Consider the following 25659-nt stretch of genomic DNA (forward strand, 5'->3'; position numbering starts at 1 on the left):
TACATGACCACGATCGATCGTTCGATCGCTGCGCGCGTGCGCCGGGGAGTCCAAGCGACTCGGCGCACGCGCGCAGAGCATGTCGCGGGAGCGCTGTTCAGCGCCCCGTTCATGCTCTACGCGATCCTCATCTTCGCCGTCCCCCTCGGCACGGCCGTCTACATCTCGTTCTTCGCCTACCGCTTCACGGCTCCGGGCGCCTCGATCGAGTTCCCGTTCATCGGGATCGACAACTACACGAAGATCCTCACCGACCCGCGCACGCAGCAGGCGTTCGGCAACGCGCTCCTGGCGATCGCCATCACGGTGCCGGTGACGATCGGCGTCGGCCTCCTGCTGGCCCTCGCGCTGAACTCGCCCCTCCGCGGGCGGGGGTTCTTCCGCACCGCGTACTACCTCCCCTTCATCACGGCGGCGGTCGCCCTCATCCAGGTCGCGATCCTCGTGCTGCAGCCCGACGGGCTCCTGAGCTCGCTCCTGGGGCCGTTCGCGCCGGAGGATGGCTTCCTCATGAGCCCCGTATGGGCGATGCCGATCATCTCGCTCTTCGTGTCGTGGAAGCAGCTGGGGTTCTTCGTGCTCCTCTATCTCGGAGCGCTCCAGTCCATTCCCGCCGAGCGCTTCGAGGCGGCCGAGATGGACGGGGCGGGAGCGGTGCGTCGCTTCTTACACATCGCTCTCCCCGGGGTGGCTCCCGTGACCACGCTCGTCATCGTGCTGTGCACCATCACGTGCGTCAACATCTTCACGGAGCCGTACCTCATGACCCAGGGCGGCGGCCCCGACGGCGCCTCGACCACCCCCGGTCTGCTCATCTACCAGCAGGGATTCCAGCAGGGCAACGCGGGGTACGCCTCGGCCCTCGGCATCGTGATCGGGATCTTCATCCTCGTGATCTCGCTCCTGCAGCGTCGACTCTTCCGGAGCAGCTGATGACCACCACCGAACTCATCGTCACCGGACGTCGTGCGCAGCATCGCCTGCGCCCCGGCGCGAGCGCCCGCCGGCGCAGGGCCGCGAGCCGCACGATCCAGGTCGTCGCGCTCTCCCTCGGTGCCCTCGTCTTCCTCTTCCCCTTCTATTACATGCTCATCGTGTCGTTCAGCCCGAGCTGGACGGCCGATTGGTCGGTGCTCGTCCCGGGGCAGTTGACGCTCAACAACTACGCGGAGCTGTTCGAGTCGACGAACGTCGGCCGTTCGATGATCAACTCGGCGATCTTCGCAGGTGGGGTCGTGCTGCTCACGCAGATCGGCGCGCTGCTGTGCGGGTACGCGCTCGCCTTCATCCGGTTCCACGGCAGTCGACTCGTCTTCGGCACGGTGCTGCTCCTGCAGATCGTGCCCTTCCAGGTGCTCCTCATCCCGCTGTACGTGCTCGTGACCCGCTCGTACGGACTGGGGGACAGCTACGCGGGCATGATCCTGCCGTTCGCGATCAACGCGGGTGTCGTGTTCATCTACCGGCAGTTCTTCCTGACGATCCCGGTCGAGATGATCGAGGCGGCCAAGCTCGACGGCGCCGGACACGTGCGCACGCTGCTCTACGTGATCCTGCCGCTGACCCGGCCGGCGCTGGTGACGGGCGTGGTGCTCTCGTTCGTCGGGCCCTGGAACGACTTCCTGTGGCCGTTCCTCATCACCAAGGCGCAGGAGATGCAGCCGCTGGCCGTCTCGCTCATCTCGTTCCAGTCCAACATCATCCAACGGCTCGACAACCCCACCGGCGCGATCATGGCCGACGCGACCCTGCTGATGCTGCCGAGCGTCGTGCTGTTCGTGCTCGGTCAGCGCTGGTTCACGACCGCCGGTCTCGGCGGCGCCGTGAAGGAGTGAGCCCGGTGCCGCATCCGACCACCGATTCCCTTCCCTTCGCAGCTTCCACCCCGTTCCGACAGGAGACCCCCGCCGTGCCTTCGCCTCACGTCCACCGCCTCAACGGCTCGGAGTGGGCCGTCCGCCCTCTCGACCCGGCGGTCTTCGCCGTGCCCGCACCGGTCGCCGCGCGGGTGCCGGGGAACGTCCAGGACGATCTCGAGAGGGCGGGGCTGCTCGCGCCGCTGTCGGTGGGTCTCGGCGACCCGCGCTGGCACGACGTCGCGCTGACCGGGTGGCGGTACGAGCGCACGGTCGCCGTGGATGCCGCGGCCGGCGATCGGGTGTTCGTGACTTTCGACGGTGTGGACTTCTCCTGCACCGTCCTCGTCGACGACACCGAGGTCGCGCGGCACTCGGGCATGTTCCGCCGCTTCACGGTGGAGGTCACCGACCAGGTGCGAGGACGCGACGCGTACGTGCTCCGCGTGGACATCGACCCGATGCCGGCGGAGCTGCTTCCCGTGCTGCAGGAGGCGGACGGTGCGCAGTCGGGAGCGGAGACGGCGGGCTTCTTCGTCTTCGCCAACAACCGCATCCGACGCACCCTGCGCGACCTCAAGAGCCCGGCGACGTGCAGCTACGACTGGGCCACCAACACGTGGGCGCTCGGCATCTGGCGCGACGTCGAGCAGCGCGTGACGGGCGCGGTCCGCATCGCCGAGATGCGGGTCGACGCGAACGTCACGCCCGAGCGTGCCGAGGTCATCGTGACGCTCGACCTCGATGCCGTCGGTGACACTCCCCACGACGTGGAGGTGGAGATCGTCGGGCCCGATGGCGCCCCCCTGACCTCCCGCGTCGCGGTGCACGGCGACACCGTCCGACTCGCCGTCACGGTGGACGCCCCGGCCCTGTGGTGGCCCGTCGGCCACGGCGCGCAGCCGCTCTACCGGGTCGTGGCCCGGGTGATGGATGCCGAAGGCGCGACGTCAGACGCGGCCGAGCGCCGGGTGGGGTTGCGCGACGTCCGCTGGGAGCAGGTGGAGGGTGCGGAGCGCGACTTCATCAACCCCTTCATGCTCGTCGTCAACGGCCGCCGGGTGCGCACCATGGGGTCGAACATCGTCTCCCCGGACCTCCTGTTCGGACGGAACGACCGCGGCGGGGACTGGTTCATCCGTGCGGCCGTGGAAGCCGGGATGAACGCGGTGCGGGTGCACGGGGGCGGGGTGACGCTTCCGCCGTCGATGTACGACCTCGCCGACGAGCTGGGGCTGCTGATCCTCCACGAGTTCCCCGTCGGGAACTGCCTCATGGAGGACGACCCGGAGTTCCTCGCGAACCTCGAGGCGACGGTGTCCGACATCGTCCGGCAGTTGCGCCACCACCCGTCGATCGTCGAGTGGTCGGGCGGCAACGAGTTGCACTGGCTCCAGCGCGACGACTACCCGGCCTTGGAGACCATGCGACGCGCGGTCGCCGCCGAAGACACGCGTCTGTTCCGCGCGACGTGCCCGATGGAGGGCTCGCGTCACTCGCCGTGGCACTACGACCACGAGTGGTTCTACGGGCACTACGACGACACCACGATGACCGACAACCTCGGCGAGAACCCGCTCATGCGCTACGGCGAGTTCGGCACGCAGACGCCCGCCCTTCTGGACGTGTGGGAGCGGGACATCCCCTCCGCATCGCGCTGGCCGATCGACTCCGCCGACGATCCGATCCTCGTCCGCAAGAACGCGACGAACGCCGTCTTCTCCGACGACTTCTGGCTGACCCTGCCGCTCACCGAGGAGATGTTCGGTGTGTCGCGGTCGCTGCCCGACATGCTGCGAGCCGGACAGTTCCTCGGGGCCGAGGGCATCCGCTACGCCGTCGACGCGCTGCGCGCGCGGGGTGACGCGCTGGGCGGCTTCACGACATGGGACTTCAACGAGCCGTGGTCCAACGCGGCGGGAAGCTTCCTCATCGACTACGACGGCCGGGCGGTTCCGGCGTTCGACTTCTTCGCGCAGGCGATGGCGCCCGTCGCGGCGTCGCTGCGCTACGACACGATCCTCCACGAGCCCGGCGCGGAGTTCCCCGTCGACATCCGCGTCGTCAGCGACGAGCCCGCGCGCGTGTACGCGGTGACGTGGGTGCTCGAGGTGTACGGCGTCGACGGCCGATCGGTCGCTCGGCACACGGGCGACGCGGGCGACCTCGAACCGCGCGAAGCACGCGTCGTCGACACCGTCACCCTCACCCAGCCCGACGACCGGTCGCCGCTTCTCGTTCGGCTCGCGACGGTCGTCGACGGGCAGACGGTCGCCGAACGCCTTCACGTGTTCGGTGCGCTCGGAGTGCGCGCGCCGTTCGCGCCGCTCCTTCCCGCCGGACGCCGGCCGGTCGCCGGTGCGATCGAGGCCGCCGGAGTCGATCCCGCCAATGCCCACAACCGGGCGTGGAGCGGCAACGGCGGACGAGTGCACGCCGTCTCGGGTGCGGAGGTGCGCGACCACGATCCGGTCGCCGGCCTCATCGACGGGCGCTACTGCACGCCGCGCGACGGTTTCGGCTCGGGGGCGGTGTGGCAGTCGCCGACGCGCGAGGGATGGTTCATCCTTCAACCCGCCGCCGGGGACGGCGGGATCACGCGGATCGTGCTCGGTCGCGACCGCAGCGGCACGCACGGCGACCGCACCCTGGATCGCCTGACCATCGAGGTCTCCGACGACCTCGAGTCGTGGCGTCGCGTCGCCGACTTCGATCGCCTCGCACCGCTCCTGGGCGATCGCACGCGCACGTCGGAGGAGCGGAGCAATCCGGGACTCGGCGGGCAGCTGGGGCGCCGTGCCGCGTACCGCGCGCAGTGGAGCCTCGACCTCTCCCTCCCGGAGACGACCGCGACCTACTGGCGTTTCGTCGTCGCCGGTCGTGACGACACCGAGAGGTTCGTCGCCTTCGACGAGGTGGAACTGTACGCCGACCCCGCCGTCCGGGTGTCCGAGCCCGCTCTGGTGGTGCGCGATCACCGGGAGCCCGGTGCCGCGCTGGCGCAGGCGACGCTCGAGGCTCGCGCGGGTGCCGTTCAGGATGCCGAAGGCGTGCGCACGCTGCCGGTCACGGTGAGCAACACGAGCGACGCGCTCGCCGTCTTCTGTGAGATCACGGGACCGGACGGCAGCCGGCCGCGCGTGTTCACCCGCGGAGCGCACGTGTCGATCCCGCCGGGCGAGAGCCGCACGATCGTGATCGCGGGAGACGCGCAGAGCGTGTCCGACGCGGACCGCTGGGAGGTGCGCGCGTGGAACGCCCCCGCTCGCGCTGTCATCACCGGGGCGCACCAGAACGAGGAGGACGGACGATGACCGCAACGATCACCCGCGAGGGCCGCACGGCATACCTGGTCGCCAGTGGCGACCTGCGGGAATCGGCCAACCGCGAAGGCTGGCCGACGCAGCAGGCGATGGAGGCGGCGCTGTCCCGCACCTTCGAGGCCGAGGGTTGGTCGCTCGTGCGGGCGCACGAGTTCGACCCGGTCAAGGGCCACGGATTCCTCGACAGTCAGCGTCGGGGAATGGACGCCTTCCTCGGCATCCCGCAAGACGCTCCCGTCGTGGTGGCCGAGACCATCTGGCAGTACAGCCACCACGTCCTCCCCGGGCTCCGCTTCCACCGCGGTCCGATCCTCACGGTCGCGAACTTCTCGGGGGAGTGGCCGGGGCTGGTGGGGATGCTCGGGCTCAACGCCGGGCTGCGGAAGGCAGGAGTCGCCTACTCGACGCTGTGGAGCGAGGGCTTCGACGACGAGTGGTTCCTCGACGGCCTGCGCACGTGGATGAGCACCGGCCGTGTCCATCCGGACGAGTCGCACGTCCGCCCGCTGACGGCGATCCCGGAGGGCCCCGAGCGCGAACTGGGCCGCCGCCTCGCCGACGACCTCCGCCGCCGGAAGGCGATCGTCGGGGTGTTCGACGAGGGCTGCATGGGCATGTACAACGCGATCATCGACGACGAGCTGCTCAATCCGCTCGGCATCTTCAAGGAGCGCCTCTCGCAGAGCGCGCTGTACGCGGAGATGCGGGAGACCTCCGATGCCGACGCCGACGCGGTGCGGGCCTGGCTCGAAGACGCGGGCATGCGCTTCCTCACCGGCGACGACGAGGCGACGGAGCTCACCGACGCGCAGATCCACCAGCAGTTGAAGATGTACATCGCGGCTCTGCGGATCGCCGACGACTTCGGATTGGATGCCGTCGGCATCCAATACCAGCAGGGTCTCAAAGACCTCGTACCCGCGAGCGATCTCGCGGAGGGGCTGCTCAACGACCCGCACCGGCCGCCCGTGCGCAGCCGCGACGGGTCGCGGGTGCTGTGGGAGGGGCGGATGCTCCCGCACTTCAACGAGGTGGACGAGGGCGTCGCGGTCGACGCGCTGCTGACCGAACGGGTGTGGACCGAGCTGGGCTTCGATCCGGCGAACACGCTCCACGACATCCGGTGGGGCGAGCAGTACGGCGACGACTTCGTCTGGGTGTTCGAGATCTCGGGTGCGGTGCCGCCTGCCCACCTCGTCGACGGGTATGCGGGAGCGGTGAGTGAACGTCAGCGTCCCAGCTACTTCCCGCTCGGCGGCGGCACGATCAAGGGCATCTCCAAGCCCGGCGAGATCGTATGGTCGCGCGTCTACGTGGAGGCGGGGGAGGTGCGCGTCGATCTGGGTCGCGCAACGGTCGTGGAGCTGCCGCGCGAGGAGACCGAGCGGAGGTGGGCGGCGACCACCTCGCAGTGGCCGATCATGCACGCCGTGCTGCACGGGGTCACCCGCGACCAGATGATGGGCCGGCATCCCGCCAATCATGTGCAGGTGGCGTACGCCCCCGACGCCGAGGGCGCCGACCGCGCGCTGATCGCGAAAGCAGCCCTCTTCGCCGAATTGGGTGTGCCGGTCTTCCTCTGCGGAGACACGCCCCTGTGAGGTTCGTCTCCCGGCCGCCGAAGAAGCCCGACTAGCCGGCGGCCGGGGGGCGGCAGACCACGACGGTCGCGTCGCCGTCGAGCGTGAGTTCGCCGGCGGCGTGCGGTAGAACGACCGTCGCTCCGCGTTCGAGCGGCAGCACGCCGTGCGCACCGCGAAGCCGTCCGGACCCGTCGAGCACGACCAGCACACCGAACCCGGGGGCCACGGTCGCGGGTGCGGAGAGCCGCTCGATCCGGAAGAAGGCGTCGGCGGCGTCGACCAGCGCCGAGGCCCGCGTGTGATCGGTGCTGATCAGCGCGTCGACCGCCTCCGGGGCGGTGCGGTGAAGATCGACCGCGCCGAGGGCGACGTCGAAGCCGAGGCCCAGATGGCCCGCGGTGGTCCCGTCGATGTCGAAGCCGCGCCACTCGAGCAGGATCGAGAGGTCTTCGGGCTGTTGCACCTCGACCAGGAGCACCCCTTCGCCGATCGCGTGCAGCATCCCGGCCGGCACGAAGACGGTGTCGCCGGCGTTCACCTCGCGCGTGTGGAGGAGGGCGTGCAACTCGTCGACCCGCTGATCGTCGACGAGCCCGCGGAGCTCCTCGGCATCCACGTCACGCCGAAGTCCCAGATGCACGACCCCCGGCTCCACGATGTACCAGGCCTCGGACTTGCCGTGCGCGTGACCGAGGTGGCGAAGCGCGAAGGCGTCGTCGGGGTGCGCGTGCACCGGCAGTCGCTGCCCGGCGTCGAGGAGCTTCACGAGCAGGCGGGTGTCGCTGCCGTAGCGCTCCGCGTGAGCGGCGCCGAGCCATCCGACGGGATCGCTCTCGACGGCGTCGCGCAGCGTGCCCCGACCGAGCGGGGAGAGCCCTTTGTCGGTTTCGCCGAAGAGAGGGGTCGTGGATGCCACCCAGTCCTCGGGGGTGTGCGGGGTCGCCGTCTCGGCGCCACGGAGACGGGCGATCCGCTCACCGCCGGCATAGAACCGGTCGCGGGGCTGGTTGGCGGGGAGGGCGACGGGAGCGAGTGCCGTCACCGGGTCTCCCGGGCACCGCGCGGGAGATCCTGCGCAGGGATGCCGGACGAGCGCACGACGATCGGCAGCGTCTCACGTCGGCCCGGTCCGCGGTGACCGTCGATGCGCGAGAAGAGCAGCCGGGCGGCCTGTCGACCGAGCTCGGTGGCGTCGTACGCGCCGAGCGTCAACGGGATCGGCATCAGGTGGGCGAGGTGGAAGTCGTCGATCCCCCCGATGGCGACGTCGGTCCGCCGCCGCCAGATCTCTTCGACCGCGCCGATCGTGGCGCGGTTGTTGCCGCAGAAGACGGCGGTGGGCGGGTCGGCCGAGTCGAGGAGGGAGGCGACAGCGGATGCCGAGGCTCCCGGACCGTGGGTCTCAGCGCGGAGGAGCTCGTCACCGACGTCGAGGCCGTGGGCGCGCAGCGCCGCGACGGCGCCGTCGCGGCGCTCGCGCATCGTCGCGATCTCGAGGGAGTCGAACACCATGCCGATCCGCCGATGGCCCTGAGCGATCAGCGCTTCGACGACCGCGGTCGCGCCGCCGACGTTGTCGAGGACGACGGCATCCGCGTCGAGGTCGACGGGTGCCCGGTCGACGAAGACCATCGGGGTGCCCATCTCGATCTCCCGCGCGAGCGGAGACTGATCGTGACCGCGCGGCACGATGATGAGTCCGTCGGCCCGTCGTCGGCACAGCTCGAAGATCGTCGCCAGCTCGCTCTCGTCGCTGACGTCCTCGTCGGTCGTGCTGGACGTGATGAGCTGCACGCCGCGCTGCGCGGCGACCTCCGCCGCTCCCTGCGTGATCGAGGCGTAGAACTCGTTGGCGATGTCTTTGATCACGAGGCCGATCATCGCCGTCGCGGCTCCCGACTTCAGCGTCGCGGCCATCTGGTTGGGGCGGAAGCCCAGCTCGCCGGCGGCCGCGCGCACGCGTTCGGCCATGTCCTCGTCGACGGTGGTCACGCCGTTGATCACCCGGGAGACGGTCTTGAGGCTGACGCCGGCGCGAGCGGCCACGTCGGTCATGGTCGGGCGACGTCGCGTGATGTCTGCCATCGACACCTCTCGTCCACGCGGGTGAAGTCGCGACCGGGGACTCACTGGGGAATCGACTCGCGAATCGGAAGTCCTTGGATTCTAGCCCGGGCCGCCTCCGCCGCGCAGCGTGCCGCCGTACCGGGGTCGGCGCCGCGCAGGAGGGCGGCGAGGAAACCCGCGCTGTGTGCGTCTCCCGCGCCGTTGGTCGTGCGCACCACGTCGACGGGCGCGGCGGGCACCCATCCGCGATATCCAGACCAGGCGGGCGCGTGCAGTGACAGCGCGCCCGGAACGCGCCGCAACCGGTCCTCGTCGGCGACGGCGAGGAAGCTCCCCCGGCTTCCCGCCGACAGGGCGACCACGGCGGCACCGTGGGCGATCGCCCACTCGGCGTGCGCGACGACGTCGGTCGCGTCGTCTGTCGCGTCCGACGACAGCGCGGACCGCAGATCGTCGATGCTCGGCGTGAACACGTCGGTCAGGGCGCACATCCGCGCGAGCAGATCGGTCCAGTCGATCGCGGCGGCTTCGGCGGTCTCGTCGACCACGGCCAGGTCGACCGAGGTGAGCAGGCCGTTCGAACGCGCGCGGGCGAGCAGCGCGAGGAGGGCGCGTCCGCCGTCGGCGGCGAGGGCCGGCAGCAGCGACGGATAGCCGACGTGGAGGGCATCGGCATCCGCCAGGCCCACCCGGCTCCCGTCGAAGTCGGCGCACGCTCCGACGTGATGCCAGAACGAGCGGTCGTCGCCGGGGCGCTCGAGAACGATGGAGAACGACGTCGCGCGCTCCGGGCTGCGGGAGAGCTCCGCGGCGAAGCCCTCGTCGCGGAGCTGCTCGGCGAGGAGGTCGCCCAGCACGTCGCGGCCGACCTCGGCGGCCAGGACCACCTCGATCCCCGACTCGGCCAGCGCGCTGCCCGTGTTGTACACGCAGCCTCCGGCAGACACGGTCATGGGGCCGACCTCCCGCAGCGTTCCCGGGACGATCTCGGCGTCCGCGGGCAGGCGGGGGGTGAAGTCGAGGCAGATGTGCCCGGCGACGATGGCGCGCATTGTGCTCCTCGGTGTTGATCGCGCGGAGGGGCGTGTCCCGCATCGGCGTCGATGGCTAGACAACGTTGTCTCACCGTACTACTGTTGCAGCCGTTCCACCACTCCCACGACATTTCAAGGACGGATCACTGATGCTCCCTCGGCTCAACAGACTCTTCGACGCCGGGTCGGGACGCGCTCTCGACGTCGCCGTCGATCACGGCTTCTTCGGGGAGCGATCGTTCATCGACGGCATCGAAGACATGCGCTCGGTCATCGCCACCCTCGTCGAGGCGGGGCCCGACGCCGTGCAGCTCACCCTCGGTCAGGCGCGCCACCTGCAGTCGGTGCCGGGCAAGCACAAGCCCGCGCTCGTGCTGCGCACCGACGTCGCCAACGTCTACGGACGTCCCCTCGACAGCCACATCTTCAGCCACCACGTCCCTCACGCGATCGAGGAGGCCGTGCGCCTGGATGCCGTCGCCGTCTGCGTCAACCTGATGCAGCTGCCCGGCAGGCCCGAGATCCGAGAGGCCTGCATCCGATCGATCGTCGAGCTGCGCCGCGAAGCCACGCGCTACGGCATGCCGCTCATGATCGAACCGCTCGTGATGCAGGGTGCCGAAGCCGACGGGTACGGCGTCGACGGCGACATCGAGAAGATCGTCACCCTCGTTCGCCAGGCCGTCGAACTCGGCGCCGACCTGATCAAGGCCGACCCGGCCGACCGGATCGACGAATACCACCGGGTCATCCAGGTGGCCGGCGACGTGCCCGTGCTCGTCCGCGGCGGCGGCCGGGTGGACGACCGCACGCTCGTCACCCGCACGGCGGCCGTGCTCGAGCAGGGCGCGCGCGGCATCGTCTACGGCCGCAACATCATCCAGCATCCGCGGCCGGCCGCCATCACCCGCGCCCTGCTGAGCGTGCTCCACGACGGCACGACCGCCGACGAGGCGCTCGCCGAGCTCGAGGAGGCGGCCCGATGAGCGTCGACGTGAAGATCGCCATCATCGGCGGCGGCCTCATGGGCCGCGAGATCGCGGCGGCGATCCAGCGGTGGCCCGCGCTGGTCGATCACCCCGTGCGCCCACGCCTGACCGCCGTGTGCGACATCAATCCCGACGCGCTCGAGTGGTTCCGCGACATCTCGACGGTCGAGACACTGACGACGGATGCCGACGAGGTCTTCGCCGGAGACGCCGACGTCGTCTACATCGCGGTGCGACACGATCTGCACGAAGACCTGTACACGCGGGCGCTGCGCGCCGGGAAGGACCTCCTCGCCGAAAAGCCCTTCGGCATCGACGCGGCGGCAGCCGAGCGCATCGTCGCCGAGGCCGGGCGTTCGGGCGCCTTCGTGCGCGTTTCGAGCGAGATGCCCTTCTTCCCCGGCGCCCAAGCGGTCGTCGAGTACGTGCGCTCGGGCGCCGTCGGTCGAGTCGTGGCGGTGCGATCCGGGTTCCTGCACTCCAGCGACCTGGACGTCGACAAGCCGATCAACTGGAAGCGGCAGGCGGCGTTCTGCGGCGAGGCGGGGGTGATGAACGACCTCGGCATGCACGCCTGGCACGTTCCGCTGCGCCTCGGCTGGGCTCCGCGGCGCCTCACAGCGCAGCTCTCCGACCTCGTGCAGACCCGTCCCGGACCCGACGGCGCGCGCGTGCGCGTCGACACGTGGGAGAACGCGGCGATCCACGCCGACTCCGGTCCCGCCGACGAGAGCTTCCCGCTCGACGTGCGGGTGGAGCGGGTCGCGCCCGGGCAGAAGAACACCTGGTACCTGGAGGTGACGGGAATGAGCGGTGGTGCACGGTTCTCCACCGCCTCACCCAAGACGGTGGAGGTCTTCTCCCGGATCGACGTCCCCGGTGTGGGAGTCGAACAGTCGTGGCAGAGCGTGCAGGTCGGCAGCCAATCGGTGTGGCCCACCGTGACGGGCGCGATCTTCGAGTCGGGCTTCTCCGACGCCATCCTGCAGATGTGGGCGGCCTTCCTCGCCGAGCGCGAGGGACTGCTGGGCGACCGGTTCGGGTGCGCGACGCCCGAGGAGGCGCTGGCCGCTCACCGCTTGGCCGATGCCGCACGGCGGTCGGAGGACGACGGCATCCGCGTCGACCTTCCGTCGGCGGGATGACCGCGAGGCGCGCCGCCTCGGCCGCGGCGATCGGTGCGTTCGAGGGTGTCGTGGGGCGGTCGCACGTGCTCACGTCGCCGCGGTCGACGGCCCCGTACACGAAGGGGAGCCGCTTCGGCGGAGGTGCCGTGCTCGCCGTGCTCCGGCCCGGCAGCCTCGTCGAGATGTGGCGCGTCCTGCGCATCTGCGTCGCGCACGACCTCATCGTGATCCCGCAGGCCGCCAACACCGGACTCACCGGGGGCTCTGGCCCCGGCGACGAAGAGTACGACCGCGACGTCGTCATCATCTCGACGCTGAGGATCGACGGCATCCACCTCCTCCACGGCGCGCGCGAGGCGGTCTGCCTCGCCGGTGCCACGCTGTACGGCTTGGAGGAGGTTCTGGCCCCGCACGGCCGGGAGCCGCACTCCGTCATCGGATCGAGCGCGATCGGCGCGTCGGTGGTCGGCGGCATCGCGAACAACTCCGGCGGAAGCCAGGTGCGCAAGGGGCCGGCCTACACGGAGCAGGCGCTCTTCGCGCGGGTCGACGATGCTGGCGAGCTGACGCTCGTCAATCACCTCGGCATCCGTCTCCCCGAGGATCCGGAGGAGATGCTCGAACGGGTGGAACGCGGCGAATGGGATGCCGTCGACGTGACGCCCGCGCCCCCGGACGCCTCCCAGACGGGATACGCCGACCACGTTCGGCAGATCGTGCCGACACCCGCACGGTTCAACGCGGACCCCACGTTCCTGCACGAGGCATCGGGCAGCGCGGGGAAGCTCATGATCTTCGCCGTGCGGACGCGGACGTTCCCCCGTGAGACGCAGACCACGACCTTCTACATCGGCACCGACAGTGCGCGGGAACTCGAAGACCTGCGACGGGCGGTGCTCCGCTCGATCGACCCGCTGCCGATCTCCGGCGAGTACCTCGGGCGCTCCGCGTTCGACCTGGCGGCCCGCTACGGCAAGGACACCTTCGTCGCGCTCAAGTACGCGGGCAGCAAAGTGCTCGTGCGGATGTTCGCACTGAAGAGCTGGGCCAACGGGGTGTTCGCGAAGATCCCGTTCCTGGGTCCCACCTTCGCCGACTCGATCTCGCAGGCGCTCTTCGCCCTTTTCCCGCAGCAGATCCCCGCACGACTGCTCCGCTACCGCGACGCTTTCGCGCACCACCTCATCCTCGTGACGGGCGCGGCCGAGTCGCCGGCCGTCGAGACGCTCCTGACGGACTTCTTCGCGGAATCCGCACGGTCGGGGTCGTACTTCCGCTGTTCCCCGAGCGAAGCCATCAGCGCCATGCTGCTGCGCTTCGGCGCGGCCAGCGCCATGACCCGCTACGCCAACCTGCACCGCAACGACGTCTCCGGACTGCTCAGCTTCGACGTCGCTCTTCGCCGGGACGACGAGGACTGGCTCGAGGTCCTCCCCGACGACATCTCGGCGCAGCTGGTGGTGAGCTCGTACTACGGCCACTTCTTCTGCCACGTGATGCATCAGGACCACATCGTCGCGAAAGGTGTCGACAGCGCCGCTCTGAAGAAGCGGATGGTGTCCCTCCTCGAAGAACGCGGCGCCGCCCTCCCCGCGGAGCACAACTACGGACGCATCTACGCGGTCCCCGCGGCGCTGGAAGCGCACTATCGACAGCTCGACCCCGGCAACGTCTTCAACGCCGGCGTGGGAGGAACGTCGCCGCGGAAGCACTGGCGCTGAACTGCCGCGTCACGCCGCGGACCGGGTACAGGCAGAACCGGCCGCGTCGGCGTCGCCGCCGCGCGCTGCGGTCGAATCTGCCTGTATCCGGGCGTCCGGGCCGCGCCGTGCGCCCGTAGCGCCCCGCTAGATCTTCCCGCGCAGTCGCATGGACAATGCGCCCGCCGAGATCTGCGCGGCGGCGCCCAGCTGCGGCCAGATGCCGGCGTCGACGGCGATCTTGCGGAAGGTGATGCCGATCGCCGCCGCCGGGTAGCCGTTGTGGTCGAGGGCCGCGACGGCGACGGAGGCGCAGTCCGGCGTAACCTCCCCGGTCTCGACGGCGTAGCCGCGGGCACGCGTCTCGGCGAGGATGTCCTCGAACTCGCGGAGGGTCGCGGGGCCCCGGCCGTTGCGCGTCGTGAGGCTCGCGGGATGCGGGTACAGTGCGCGCACCTGCTCGCGGGGGAGGAGGGCGAGGATCGCCCTCCCCGTCGCGGTGAGGTGCGCGGGCAGGTGCACGCCGATGTCGGTGACGAGAGAGGGTGCGCGCGGTGCCGCGTGCTTGACGACGTACTCGACGTCGTCGTTGTGCAGCACCCCCAGGTGACCGACCACGGGCAGTCCGGTGCGCCGCACGAGCTTCTCCAGGAGCGGCTCGGCGAGTCGGCTCACCTTGCCGGCGCGCAGGTAGCCGTTGCCGAGCTCCGCCATGAGGGGGGAGAGGCCGTAGGCGCGATCCTCCGGGAAGTGCACGAGGTAGCCCTCCTCCTGCATGACCTTGATGAGCTGAAAGGTCGTCGAGCGCGGCAGCCCCACTTCTCGCATCACGGTGGAGGCGCGGACCGGACCGCTCTGACTGGCGACGAACCGGAGCACGCGCAACGCGTGACGGGCGGCGGGGATGTCACTCATGGCCACACGGTACGCCGAGTCCGGGATCTCGGACTGTTTCCCGAGAGCCCTCAGAGAAACCCGGTACGCGGGCGGAATCGCCGGGAAACACCGTCGAAACGACCGCCGGGCAGGTCTGAAATCCCGGACTCGGGCACCTCCTCCACCCCTGCGGATCGCGATTTCGGCTTCCTAGCATGGCTCTCAACTCCTCGGCTCAGCCCGGGGAACGGGGGTCCCGAAACCCATGCCGAACGGCCGCGGCGCATCCTGCATCACCCGACAAAGACGCACCACAGAGAGGTAAGACCATGCACACTGCACGTCTTCGCACCGCTGCCGCCGCAGGCATCGTCCTGACGGCGGCACTCGCCCTCGCTGCCTGCAGCGCCGCGACGCCGTCGCCGGACGAGACCACGACGACCGCCGCCGAGGTGTCCACCCCGTTCGCCGGTGAGACCCTCACCCTGGCGACCGACGCCAACTACCCGCCGTGCCAGTTCTTCGAAGAGGGGTCCGACGTCATGGTCGGCTACGAGGTCGACCTGTGGGATGCCATCGCCGCCAAACTCGGCGTCACCCTCGAGGTCGAGAACACCCAGTTCGCGAGCCTCATCCCGGGCGTCCAGTCCGGCCGGTACGACATCGCCATGGAGTGCATCAGCGACAACGCCGAGCGCGAGCAGGAGGTGTCGTTCGTGAACTACATCTTCGACAAGACCGATGTCGTCACGATCGAGTCGTACGACGGTCCGATCACCGAGGGCGACGACCTCAGCCTCTGCGGCGAGACGATGGGTGCCCAGACCGGCTTCGACACGATCGACAAGGTCAACGACATCCTCAACCCGGCCTGCGCCGAGGCGGGACTCGACCCGGTGGTCATCCAGGAATACCCGAACGCCGCCGACACCTACAACGCGCTCAACTCCGGACGCGTCGACTTCATGATCCTCGGCACGTCGGCCGCTGCGTATCTGAACCAGACGGCGCCGACCCCGATCAACTACGCGTCGATCGAGTCGTTCCCGCAGAAGTACCTCGGCATGGTCATCGCCAAGGACAACACCGAGCTGCAGGACGCACTGCTCGCCGGCCTCGAGGCCGTGATCGCCGACGGCACCTACATGGACATCCTCGAGAAGTGGGGCATGGAGTCGCTCGCCCTCGAGGAGCCCGGCATCAACCTCGCCACCACGCGTCCGCTCGACTGAGTCGACGCCGGGGGTGGCGGCCGGTCCGCCGTCCGCCACCCCCGTCCCTCCCTTTCCCGATCCCACCCGATGGAGGACACCATGACCCTCACGACAGCAGAAGGCGCGCCCACGACGGCACCGCACTTCGTGCCACGACGCCACCCCTGGCGGATCGCGGGCATCGTGGCCGTCCTCCTCGTCGCCCTGTTCGCGGCGGTGACGGTCATCACCAACGAGCGGTTCGCCTGGCCGACCGTCGTGTCGTACCTGTTCGACCCGAAGATCCTCTCGGGTCTGTGGATGACGATCTTCCTCACGTTCATCGCGATGGTCATCGGCCTCCTGCTGGGCGTCGTGATCGCCGTGATGCGGGTGTCCGAGAGCCGCACCCTGCGTTGGTCGAGCGGACTGTACGTCTGGTTCTTCCGCGGCACGCCCGTGCTCGTCCAGCTCGTGTTCTGGTACAACCTCGGCTATCTCTTCCCGGAGCTCAGCCTCGGCATCCCGTTCCTCGAGCCGTGGGTGTCGGTGACGACCAACGACGTCGTCACGCCGCTGCTGGCCGCGATCCTGGGGCTCGGGCTCAACGAGGGCGCCTACCTCGCCGAGATCATCCGCGCCGGCATCCTGTCGGTGTCCGTGGGTCAGCGCGAAGCAGCCACGTCGATCGGGATGACGCGGGCGCAGTCGTTCCGCCGGATCATCCTGCCGCAGGCGATGCGCGTGATCATCCCGCCGACGGGAAACGAGACCATCGGGATGCTGAAGTCCACGTCGCTCGTCTCGGTCATCGCCCTGTCCGACCTCATGTACAGCGCGCAGAGCATCTACTCCCGCACCTTCGAGGTCATCCCGCTGCTGCTGACCGTCTCCATCTGGTACCTCGTGCTCACCTCGGTGCTGAGCTTCGGGCAGAGCAAGATCGAGGCGCACTACGGCCGGGGAGCGACCGCGTCGGAGGTCGGCAACATCGCCGCCCGCAACGAACTCTTCCCCTTGTTCCGCCGCACCGGAAAGGGAGCGTGACCGCCATGACCGGGACCCTTCGCAGCACGAATGTCGACGTCATCGACGTGCACAAGAGCTACCACCACCACGAGGTCCTGAAGGGCGTCTCCCTCCACGCCCCCGCCAACACGGTGACCTCGATCCTGGGGCCGAGCGGCTCCGGCAAGTCGACGCTCCTGCGCTCGATCAACCGCCTCATCCCGATCGACTCCGGCATCATCCGCGTCGGCAATCAGGTCATCGGCTACGAGGAGCGGGGCGGCTCGTACCACGCGCTGTCCGACCGCGACATGTGCCGGCAGCGGCAGCGGATCGGCATGGTCTTCCAGAACTTCAACCTCTTCCCGCACAAGACGGTGCTCGCCAACCTCGTCGAAGGGCCGCAGGTGGTGCTGCGCCGGCCCAAGCGCGAGACGGAGGCCGAAGCGCGGGAGCTGCTGGCATCCGTCGGTCTCGCCGAGAAGGCGAACCAGTACCCGGGCCAGCTCTCGGGCGGTCAGCAGCAGCGCGTCGCGATCGCCCGGGCGCTCGCCATGAAGCCCGAACTCATCCTCTTCGACGAGCCGACGAGCGCGCTCGACCCCGAACTCGTGGGCGAGGTGCTCGATGTCATGCGGCGCCTCGCCGACGGCGCCGAGACCACCATGATCGTCGTCACCCACGAGATCGGGTTCGCCCGAGAGGTCTCCGATCAGGTCGTGTTCATGGCCGACGGCGTCGTGGAGGCGGCGGGCACGCCGTCCGAGGTGCTCGACCCCGAGCGCTCGCCGCGCATCCGCGGATTCCTCGCCCGGGGGCTGCATTGACCGGGCGCGGGGTGCTGCTGGCCGGGGCGACGGGCGCGCTCGGTCACGCGATCGCCCATGATCTCGCCGGTGCCGGCTATCGCGTGGCCGTGCACGCGCATCGTCGTGCCGAGGCCGCCCGCGCCCTGGCGAACGAGTTGGCCGGCACGGGACACCTCGTGGTCCAGGCCGATCTGGCCGACGCAGGTCAGGCGGATGCCGCGATCGGCGCTGTCGCCCGGGCGTGGGGCGACCTCGACCACGTCGTCAACGCCGCCTGGCCGACCGTCCCGGCCGCGCCCGTCGCGGAGACCGACGACGCTGCGATGGACGCCGGCCTCCGGGGCTACCGTGCCCACGCGCACCTGTGCCGCGCTGCCGTGCCGAGCCTGCGACGCACCCGCGGCTCGGTCGTCTTCCTGGGGGGCGCGCTGTCGACGCGACTGCATCCGGGGCTCGGACAGTTCGGGGCGGTCAAGGCTGCCGCCGCGACCCTGACCCACGTTCTGGCGCTGGAGGAGGGGACGTCGGGGGTGCGGGCGAACGTCCTCAGCCTCGGACGCATCGGCGTAGACGCCGCCGACGACCTCGCCGAGTCCGACCCCGTGTTCGCCGCGCTCGACCGCATCGGCGACCTGCGCCGGGTGCTGCCCCTGCCGACGCCGCGCGACGTGGCATCCGCCGTCCGCTGGCTCATCTCGGACGAGTCGGTCGCCGTGACGGGGCAGACCATCACCCTCGCGGGGGGTGAGCGCGTATGAGCGCCCCGACGATGCTCATCACGGGTGCGGCCGAACGGGCCGGCGCCGAGATCGCCCTCGCATTCGCCGCGGAGGGGTACGACGTCCACATCAACCACTGGGGGCAGGCCGAGCAGGCCGCCGCCGTGATCGAGCGGGCCCGGTCGACCGGGATGCCGGGCACGGTGCGGGCGATCGAGGGCGACGTGTCCGACCCCGCTGCGGCCCGCGCGATGGTCGCGGAGGTCGTCGCTCGCTCCGGCCGCCTCGACCTCCTTCTGCACAACGCGAGCACGTTCCGCCCGCGGCCCTTCGCCGAGCTCACCGTCGACGACGTCGACTCGTCGTTCGGGGTGAATCTGCGCGGCCCCTTCTTCCTCTCGCAGGCCGCCGGCGACGTGATGGCGGCGCAGGGCGGCGGCCGCATCCTCGCGATCCTCGGCAACTCGCTCGAGGAGTCCTGGCCCGACCTCGTGCCGCACATCGTCGCCAAGAGCGCCCTGGCCCGGCTCATGGAGCAGCTCGCAGTGGCCCTCAGCCCGCTCGTGCCGTGCAACAGCGTCGCCCCGACGCAGTTCTACCGCTCCGACGACGGGGTGAACGACGACCTCCGCCGCGCGCGCGGCGAGGACCCGGCGGCCTCCGAGCTCACCGTCGTCAAGGGTCTGCCGGTGCGCGAGACGACCCTCGCCGACGTCGTCGACGTCCTCCTGTTCCTCGCCTCGGCACCCGCCGCGGTGAACGGCGTGACCATCCGCGTGGACGGAGGACGCGCCCTCATCTGAGCGTCGAGTCCCGGCGCGCCCCTCACCCACCGAAAGGATTCCCATGTCTGTAACCGACGACGTCATCGCCGAACTCGACGCCGAACGCGAGCGCATCTGGCTGACGCTGCCCGAAGACGTCCGCGACCTCGGCAACGGCGTGCTGCCGCGCCTGACCGGACCCAAGAAGCAGTACTTCACGTCGCTGCTGTACGCCGAAGGCGAGGCCCGCACGCTCGCCGACGAGATCCTGTGGGGCTTCATCGAGGTCGCCCGCGACCCGGAGACCGACCTCGCGACGATGAAGAAGCTCGTGACGCAGATCATCGACTACAAGGCCGACTTCTTCGACTTCGTCGGGCTGCCGCTGACCTGCAAGTGGATCCACCGCTACGCCGAGGGCGCCCGCGCCGCCGAGACCCTCGAGGAGTTCGCCGCCGTCACCGGTGCCGCCCTCTCGTACACCAACCGCGTCCACATGTGGATCCAGAGCGTCTTCCCGTGGGGCATCGCGAGTGCCTTCCCGCGCTCCGACGCCAAGCAGACCGCCTGAGACCTCCCGACACCGACAAGGAAGAACCCCGAGCATGATCATCGATTTCATCGTCGACGAGAAGTACATCTGCGGCATCCGGATCTTCGAGGACCTCGTCCCCGAGACCGCGGCCGAGTTCCGCCGTCAGCTCCCCCTGCGCACGAAGCTGCAGCACGCCACCCTCGTGGGCGACCAGCTGTTCGCCGTGCTGCCGCTGGTGATCCCCATGGAGAACTACATCCTCACGCAGGACCTCGGCGACATGCGCCGCAAGGAGAAGGGCACCGTCGCCGGCACCGTCGTCTTCTACAGCCCCCGCCAGGTGTTCGGTGTGACCTACAGCGACGACCTCGCCATCGAGCCCCTCGGCAACAGCTTCATCGGCGAGGTCATCGACGGCCTCACCGAACTCGCTCTCGTCGGCGAGGAGACCTGGCGCAAGCAGGACAAGTTCGTCGAACTGCGCATCCGGGACGAGGCCGCCGCCGCGGCCTGATCCCGCCGACCGTCACGGTCGGGACCGCCCTGAGGTCCCGACCGATGGCCGAGTGCGCCCTCGCGCGGGTCGCGAGGGCCCCGGCCGCACCGAGAACCTACCGAAGGAAGGAACGAAATGAGCATCGTCACCGACGTCATCGCGGAGCTCACCGCGGAACGCGAGCGGATCTGGCTGGAGTGCCCCCAGGAGATCGTCAACATGGGCAAGGGGATCATCCCGCGCCGCACGGGCACGCACGGGCAGTACCTGACCACCCTCATGTTCGCCGAGAGTGAGGCCCGCACGCTGTCCGACGAGTACCTCTGGGGCATCATCGAGGCCGCCGAGGAGAACGCGCTCGACCTCGCGACCCTGCAGGTGCTCACGAAGCAGATCGTCGGCTACAAGGCCGCGTTCTTCGACTTCGTGGGGATGCCGGAGGCCGGCGGATTCGTCGCCCGCTACGTCGAAGCGGCCGAGGCCGCTACCACGCTCGCCGAGTTCCTGGAGCTCACCGGCGCCGCGATCAGCTACGTCAACAAGGTCCACATGTGGGTCGACGCCGTCTTCCCCTGGGGCGTCACCAACGGCTTCAAGCGCGTCGACGCCTGAACGACCTCGAGAACACGAAGGAGAACCCGCTCATGAAGCTCATCATGTCCGTCGACGACACCCAGGTCTGCACGATCCAGGTGTTCGAGGAACTCGTGCCCGGCATCGTCGCGGCGCTCAAGGAGAACCTGCCGCAGAAGAGCATCCTGCAGCACGGCAAGATCGTCGGCGAGATGGTCTTCTGGACCATGCCGATCGTCGCGCCCTGGGAGAACGTCTACCTGACCGAGGAGGTCGGGGCGATGCGTCGCGCCGAGAAGGGCTACGCCCGCGGCTCGGTCTGCTGGTACAACCCGCGTCAGCAGTTCTGCGTCGTCTACGGCGATGACCTCGCCGACGAGCCGCTGAAGATCAGCTACATCGGCGAGGTCGTCGAGGGCGAGCTCGAACTCGCCCTCGCCGGCATGAAGAACTGGCTCCAGCAGGGCCAGGTCGTCTCGCTCGAGATCGCGAACTGACACCCCGTTCCCGACGGCGCCGTGCGTACACCGGCGTCGTCGGGGATGCATCCGCCATTCCCCCCGCTCTGTGAGGAACCCGTGAACACCGCAGTCCTGCACCGCACCGCGATCACCGACGTGTCCGTCGGCGTCGGCGCGCTCACCTTCGAAGACGTCGTCGCCGTCGCGCGGCACGACGCGTCCGTCCGACTCTCCGACGACGCGATCGCCGCCATGGCATCCAGCGCCGACGTCATCGCCGCGCTCGCCTCGGACACCGAGCCCCACTACGGCGTCTCCACGGGCTTCGGCGCGCTCGCGTCGAAGCAGATCCCGCTGGAGCTGCGCGCGCAGCTGCAGCGCTCGCTCGTGCGCAGCCACGCCGCCGGTTCGGGACCGGAGGTGGAGCGCGAGGTCGTCCGCGCGCTCATGCTGCTGCGCCTGTCGACCCTCGCGACGGGACGCACGGGCGTGCGGCCGGTCGTCGCGGAGACCTACGCCGCTGTCATCAACGCGGGCATCACGCCGATCGTCTCCGAGTACGGCAGTCTCGGCTGCTCGGGCGATCTCGCTCCGCTCGCCCACTGCGCCCTGGCGCTGCTGGGCGAGGGCGACGTGCGCGACGCGTCCGGCGAGATCGTGCCCGCGGCATCCGCGCTCGCCGCCGCCGGCATCGAGCCGCTCGTGCTGCGCGAGAAGGAGGGACTCTCCCTCATCAACGGCACCGACGGCATGCTCGGCATGCTCGTGCTCGCTCTCACCGACCTTCGCGACCTGCTCTCCCTCGCCGACCTCGCCGCCGCCATGAGTGTCGAAGGGCTGCTCGGCACCGACAGCGTGTTCGCCGCCGACCTGCAGGACCTGCGTCCGCACCCCGGTCAGCGCGTCTCGGCCGCCAACATCCGCGCGGTGCTCGCGGGCTCCGGCCTCCTGGCGCGCCCCGAGGGCTTCACCCGCGTGCAGGACGCCTACTCGCTCCGGTGCGCACCACAGGTGCACGGCGGCGCCCGCGATACGGTGACCCACGCGCGCGACGTCGCCGAGCGGGAGCTCGCCTCCGCCGTCGACAACCCGGCCGTGACCCTCGACGGCCGCGTCGAGTCCAACGGCAACTTCCACGGGGCGCCCGTCGCCTACGCGCTCGACTTCCTCGCGATCGTGGTGGCCGACCTCGCCAGCATGAGCGAACGGCGCACCGACCGCTTCCTGGACCCGTCCCGCAACCACGGTCTTCCCGCGTTCCTCGCCGACGACCCCGGCGTCGACTCCGGGCACATGATCGCGCAGTACACGCAGGCGGGCATCGTGAGCGAGCTGAAGCGTCTCGCCGTGCCGGCATCCGTCGACTCGATCCCGTCGAGCGCGATGCAGGAGGACCACGTCTCGATGGGGTGGGCCGCGGCGCGGAAGCTCCGCCGCGCGGTGGACGGCCTGTCGCGCGTCATCGCCGTCGAGGTGCTGACGGCCGCGCGCGCCATCGACATGCGGGCGCCGCTCCAGCCCTCGCCCGTCTCGGCCGCGGTGATCGCCCGCCTGCGGACCCGCGTCGAAGGCCCCGGCACCGACCGCCACCTCGCGCCCGAGATCGCGGCGGCGCACGCCCTCGTGACCGACGGCTCGCTGCTCGACGCCGCCCGGGCGGCAGGAGGAGACCTCGCATGACGGCCTCTGGACCGCGCCCCGTGCGCGCCCACCGCGGCACCGAGCTGCACACGCGCGGCTGGCCCCAGGAGGCCGCCCTCCGGATGCTGCAGAACAACCTCGATCCCGAGGTGGCCGAGCATCCCGACGAGCTCATCGTCTACGGCGGCACCGGCAAGGCGGCGCGCGACTGGCGGAGCTTCGTCGCCATCTCCCGCACGCTCGAGACGCTACGCGGCGACGAGACGCTGCTCGTGCAGTCGGGAAAGCCCGTCGGTGTCTTCCAGACCCACGAGTGGGCGCCGCGCGTGCTGCTGGCGAACTCGAACCTCGTCGGCGACTGGGCCAACTGGGACGAGTTCCGCCGCCTGGAGCACCTCGGTCTCACGATGTACGGCCAGATGACGGCCGGCTCGTGGATCTACATCGGTACGCAGGGCATCCTGCAGGGCACCTACGAGACGTTCGCGGCCGTCGCGGCCAAGCGCTTCGGCGGCACGCTCGCCGGCACCGTCACCCTGACGGGCGGACTCGGCGGCATGGGCGGCGCCCAGCCCCTCGCGGTGACGATGAACGACGGCGTCGCGATCTGCGTCGACGTCGACGACTCCCGCATCCGCCGTCGTCTCGAGCACCGCTACCTCGACGTGCGCGCCGACTCGATCGCCCATGCCGTCGAGCTCGCCGCCGCGGCTCGCGATGCGCGTCGCCCGCTCAGCATCGGACTCCTCGGGAACGCGGCCGACGTCTTCCCGCGCCTGCTCGCGATGGGGGCGCCGATCGACATCGTGACCGATCAGACGAGTGCGCACGACCCGCTCGCGTACCTGCCGCGGGAGTACTCTTTCGACGAGTGGCACGAGGCGCGCACGCGCGACCCGCAGGGGTTCGCCGAGGCATCCCGGCAGTCGATGGCGGTCCAGGTGGCGGCCATGGTGGGCTTCTCCCGAGCCGGGGCCGAGGTCTTCGACTACGGCAACAACCTGCGCACGGAGGCTAAGACTGCCGGATACGCGGATGCCTTCGCCTATCCCGGCTTCGTCCCGGCCTACATCCGTCCGCTGTTCGCCGAGGGCAAGGGTCCGTTCCGGTGGGCCGCCCTCAGCGGTGATCCCCGCGACATCGCCGTGACCGACAAGGCGATCCTCGACCTGTTCCCCGAGAACGAGTCGCTCGCGAAGTGGATCCGGATCGCGGGCGAGCGCGTGCACTTCCAGGGGCTCCCCGCCCGCATCTGCTGGCTCGGCTACGGCGAGCGCGACAAGGCGGGCCTCCGCTTCAACGATCTCGTGGCATCCGGCGAGTTGGCCGCGCCCCTCGCGATCGGACGCGACCACCTCGACTCCGGCAGTGTCGCGAGCCCGTATCGCGAGACCGAGGCGATGAAGGACGGCTCGGATGCCATCGCCGACTGGCCGCTGCTGAACGCCCTGCTGAACACCGCCTCGGGTGCCTCGTGGGTGTCGCTGCACCACGGCGGCGGAGTCGGTATCGGACGTTCGCTGCACGCGGGCCAGGTCGCCGTCGCCGACGGCACGGCGCTCGCGGCGGAGAAGCTCGCTCGCGTGCTGACGAACGACCCCGGCATGGGCGTCATCCGGCACGTTGACGCGGGGTATCCCGAGGCCGAGGCGGTCGCCGCCGAACGCGGCGTGCGCATTCCGATGGGGCGCGGATGACCTCACTCGTCGGTGGTCTGCTCGGCGAGCTGGCCGAGGTCGGTCGCACCCCCTCCGGAGGGTATGACCGTCTCGCGTGGACGGGCGCCGACCTGGAGAGCCGCCAGTGGTTCGTGCAGTGCGCCGACCTGCTCGACCTCGAGGTCGAGACCGACCGCAACGGCAACCTGTGGGCGTGGTGGCACGCCGAGCGGGAGGGGACGGCCCTCGTGCTCGGCTCCCACCTGGACAGCGTGCCCCGCGGCGGGGCGTTCGACGGGCCGCTGGGCGTCGCGTCGGCGTTCGCCGCGATCGCGTCGCTGCGGCGCGACGGGTTCGTCCCGTCGCGACCGGTGGCGGTGGCCGCGCTGGCCGATGCCGAGGGGGCGCGCTTCGGGGCAGCCGGGGTCGGTTCGCGGTTGCTGACGGGGGAGCTGTCCCCCGAGCGGGTGCTGGGCCTCGGCGACGACGACGGCACGACGATGGCGGACGCGATGTCGGATGCCGGTGTCGATCCCGCGCACGTCGGGTCGGAGCCGGAGCGCCTCGCGCGGATCGGCGCGTTCGTCGAACTCCACATCGAGCAGGGGCATCTCACGACCGCCGACGGCGCGGCGGGGCTCGCGGGCGCGGGGGCGCCGATCGGTGTCGCCGACCGCATCTGGCCGCACGGCCGGTGGCGCGTGGAGCTCCCGGGGCAGCAGAACCACGCGGGAACGACGGCGATGGCGTCGCGGCGCGATCCGCTCGTGCGGTTGGCGCACATCGTCCTGGCGGTGCGCGAGGGGGCGATCGCCGCGGGCGCGCTCGCGACGGTCGGCAAAGTGCGCGTGGTTCCCGGGGCGATCAGCGCCGTTGCGGGGAACGCCTCGCTGTGGATCGATGCGCGAGCCGATCAGGAGGCTGATGTGCGCCGGGTACTCGCGCACGTTCGACGCGTCACGGGGACGCACGCGACGGAGGAGTCGTGGAGCGCCGAGACGGCGTTCGACCGCAGGATGACGGCATCCCTGGCCGCCGCGCTGGGCGACGTCCCCGTCCTGCCGTCGGGCGCGGGGCACGACGCCGGGGTCTTCGCGCGGGCCGGGGTTCCGGCCGCCATGATCCTCGTGCGCAACCCGTCGGGGGTCTCGCACGCGCCGGAGGAATGGGTCGACGATGCCGACTGCGAGCACGGGGTGGACGCGCTCGTCACGGTCATCCGTCACCGTGCCGGCTGAGCGTCGACG

The 25659-nt window shown here is 70.4% G+C and carries 23 protein-coding genes; 19 read left to right on the forward strand and 4 right to left on the reverse strand.

Going from position 1 to position 25659, the window contains the following annotated elements; all coding sequences use genetic code 11:
• Positions 1 to 3 precede the first annotated feature (3 nt).
• The 4 genes from ACSQ18_RS01565 (at position 4) to ACSQ18_RS01580 (ending at position 6780) form a co-directional block, all read left to right on the forward strand.
• Complete coding sequence (locus ACSQ18_RS01565; RefSeq protein WP_436035307.1) at positions 4 to 933, forward strand: carbohydrate ABC transporter permease; 930 nt, start codon at positions 4 to 6, stop codon at positions 931 to 933.
• Entirely contained in the window at positions 933 to 1835 is a 903-nt protein-coding gene (locus ACSQ18_RS01570) for a carbohydrate ABC transporter permease (RefSeq protein ID WP_436035308.1), read from the forward strand. Before ACSQ18_RS01565 ends, ACSQ18_RS01570 begins: the two co-directional genes overlap by 1 nt.
• Positions 1836 to 1909: 74 nt before the next feature.
• A complete protein-coding gene (locus tag ACSQ18_RS01575) occupies positions 1910 to 5170 on the forward strand; it encodes a glycoside hydrolase family 2 protein (RefSeq protein ID WP_436035309.1) in 3261 nt (1086 codons plus the stop codon).
• Positions 5167 to 6780, forward strand: coding sequence for a fucose isomerase (locus tag ACSQ18_RS01580; protein ID WP_436035310.1), 1614 nt, complete (start codon positions 5167 to 5169; stop codon positions 6778 to 6780). The genes ACSQ18_RS01575 and ACSQ18_RS01580 overlap by 4 nt, the downstream gene beginning before the upstream one ends.
• A 31-nt stretch (positions 6781 to 6811) precedes the next feature.
• On the opposite strand, the gene ACSQ18_RS01585 is transcribed toward ACSQ18_RS01580, so the two are convergent.
• The 3 genes from ACSQ18_RS01585 to ACSQ18_RS01595 are packed head-to-tail and all read right to left on the reverse strand — an operon-like array spanning position 6812 to position 9881.
• Positions 6812 to 7804: a class I mannose-6-phosphate isomerase gene (locus ACSQ18_RS01585; RefSeq protein ID WP_436035311.1), complete on the reverse strand. Its 993-nt coding sequence runs from the start codon at positions 7802 to 7804 to the stop codon at positions 6812 to 6814.
• The gene (locus ACSQ18_RS01590; protein WP_436035312.1) at positions 7801 to 8847 is read right to left on the reverse strand and encodes a LacI family DNA-binding transcriptional regulator; all 1047 of its coding nucleotides are present in this window, start codon (positions 8845 to 8847) and stop codon (positions 7801 to 7803) included. The genes ACSQ18_RS01585 and ACSQ18_RS01590 overlap by 4 nt, the downstream gene beginning before the upstream one ends.
• Before the next feature lie 41 nt (positions 8848 to 8888).
• Positions 8889 to 9881: a carbohydrate kinase family protein gene (locus ACSQ18_RS01595; protein ID WP_436035313.1), complete on the reverse strand. Its 993-nt coding sequence runs from the start codon at positions 9879 to 9881 to the stop codon at positions 8889 to 8891.
• Between the two features lie 131 nt (positions 9882 to 10012).
• Here ACSQ18_RS01595 and ACSQ18_RS01600 point away from each other — a divergent pair, with 131 nt between their 5' ends.
• The 3 genes from ACSQ18_RS01600 to dld are packed head-to-tail and all read left to right on the forward strand — an operon-like array spanning position 10013 to position 13700.
• The gene (locus tag ACSQ18_RS01600; RefSeq protein ID WP_436035314.1) at positions 10013 to 10849 is read left to right on the forward strand and encodes a class I fructose-bisphosphate aldolase; all 837 of its coding nucleotides are present in this window, start codon (positions 10013 to 10015) and stop codon (positions 10847 to 10849) included.
• Positions 10846 to 11997 (forward strand): Gfo/Idh/MocA family protein, encoded by a 1152-nt coding sequence (locus ACSQ18_RS01605; protein ID WP_436035315.1) that lies wholly within the window; start codon positions 10846 to 10848, stop codon positions 11995 to 11997. The genes ACSQ18_RS01600 and ACSQ18_RS01605 overlap by 4 nt, the downstream gene beginning before the upstream one ends.
• A complete protein-coding gene (dld, locus tag ACSQ18_RS01610; protein ID WP_436035316.1) occupies positions 11994 to 13700 on the forward strand; it encodes a D-lactate dehydrogenase in 1707 nt (568 codons plus the stop codon). Before ACSQ18_RS01605 ends, dld begins: the two co-directional genes overlap by 4 nt.
• Before the next feature lie 126 nt (positions 13701 to 13826).
• Here the strand turns inward: dld and ACSQ18_RS01615 are convergent, their stop codons facing one another.
• Positions 13827 to 14594, reverse strand: coding sequence for an IclR family transcriptional regulator (locus ACSQ18_RS01615; protein ID WP_436035317.1), 768 nt, complete (start codon positions 14592 to 14594; stop codon positions 13827 to 13829).
• A 290-nt stretch (positions 14595 to 14884) separates the two neighbouring features.
• Between ACSQ18_RS01615 and ACSQ18_RS01620 the strand changes: the two genes are divergently transcribed.
• The 12 genes from ACSQ18_RS01620 (at position 14885) to ACSQ18_RS01675 (ending at position 25650) form a co-directional block, all read left to right on the forward strand.
• Positions 14885 to 15787 carry an ABC transporter substrate-binding protein gene (locus tag ACSQ18_RS01620; RefSeq protein ID WP_160142584.1) on the forward strand — a complete coding sequence of 301 codons (903 nt, stop codon included), beginning with the start codon at positions 14885 to 14887 and terminating at the stop codon, positions 15785 to 15787.
• Between the two features lie 81 nt (positions 15788 to 15868).
• Positions 15869 to 16795: an amino acid ABC transporter permease gene (locus ACSQ18_RS01625; RefSeq protein WP_436035318.1), complete on the forward strand. Its 927-nt coding sequence runs from the start codon at positions 15869 to 15871 to the stop codon at positions 16793 to 16795.
• 5 nt (positions 16796 to 16800) lie between these two features.
• Positions 16801 to 17583, forward strand: a complete 783-nt coding sequence (locus ACSQ18_RS01630; RefSeq protein WP_301039174.1) for an amino acid ABC transporter ATP-binding protein — start codon at positions 16801 to 16803, stop codon at positions 17581 to 17583.
• Complete coding sequence (locus ACSQ18_RS01635) at positions 17580 to 18323, forward strand: SDR family NAD(P)-dependent oxidoreductase (protein ID WP_436035319.1); 744 nt, start codon at positions 17580 to 17582, stop codon at positions 18321 to 18323. Before ACSQ18_RS01630 ends, ACSQ18_RS01635 begins: the two co-directional genes overlap by 4 nt.
• Entirely contained in the window at positions 18320 to 19087 is a 768-nt protein-coding gene (locus tag ACSQ18_RS01640; RefSeq protein WP_436035320.1) for an SDR family NAD(P)-dependent oxidoreductase, read from the forward strand. The genes ACSQ18_RS01635 and ACSQ18_RS01640 overlap by 4 nt, the downstream gene beginning before the upstream one ends.
• A gap of 43 nt (positions 19088 to 19130) precedes the next feature.
• Complete coding sequence (locus ACSQ18_RS01645; protein ID WP_144807011.1) at positions 19131 to 19619, forward strand: hypothetical protein; 489 nt, start codon at positions 19131 to 19133, stop codon at positions 19617 to 19619.
• Between the two features lie 34 nt (positions 19620 to 19653).
• Entirely contained in the window at positions 19654 to 20097 is a 444-nt protein-coding gene (locus ACSQ18_RS01650; protein WP_144807012.1) for a DUF3830 family protein, read from the forward strand.
• A 117-nt stretch (positions 20098 to 20214) separates the two neighbouring features.
• Complete coding sequence (locus ACSQ18_RS01655) at positions 20215 to 20691, forward strand: hypothetical protein (RefSeq protein ID WP_436035321.1); 477 nt, start codon at positions 20215 to 20217, stop codon at positions 20689 to 20691.
• A gap of 32 nt (positions 20692 to 20723) precedes the next feature.
• Positions 20724 to 21149 (forward strand): hypothetical protein, encoded by a 426-nt coding sequence (locus ACSQ18_RS01660; protein WP_144807014.1) that lies wholly within the window; start codon positions 20724 to 20726, stop codon positions 21147 to 21149.
• A 45-nt stretch (positions 21150 to 21194) separates the two neighbouring features.
• Positions 21195 to 22793 carry a histidine ammonia-lyase gene (hutH, locus tag ACSQ18_RS01665; RefSeq protein WP_436035322.1) on the forward strand — a complete coding sequence of 533 codons (1599 nt, stop codon included), beginning with the start codon at positions 21195 to 21197 and terminating at the stop codon, positions 22791 to 22793.
• Positions 22790 to 24451, forward strand: a complete 1662-nt coding sequence (gene hutU / locus ACSQ18_RS01670) for a urocanate hydratase (RefSeq protein WP_436035323.1) — start codon at positions 22790 to 22792, stop codon at positions 24449 to 24451. Before hutH ends, hutU begins: the two co-directional genes overlap by 4 nt.
• Positions 24448 to 25650, forward strand: coding sequence for an allantoate amidohydrolase (locus tag ACSQ18_RS01675; RefSeq protein WP_436035324.1), 1203 nt, complete (start codon positions 24448 to 24450; stop codon positions 25648 to 25650). The genes hutU and ACSQ18_RS01675 overlap by 4 nt, the downstream gene beginning before the upstream one ends.
• The last annotated feature ends 9 nt before the right edge of the window (positions 25651 to 25659 follow it).

The organism is Microbacterium sp. LjRoot45 (genome assembly GCF_964253325.1).
In the GTDB taxonomy this organism is placed as follows: Bacteria; Actinomycetota; Actinomycetes; order Actinomycetales; family Microbacteriaceae; genus Microbacterium.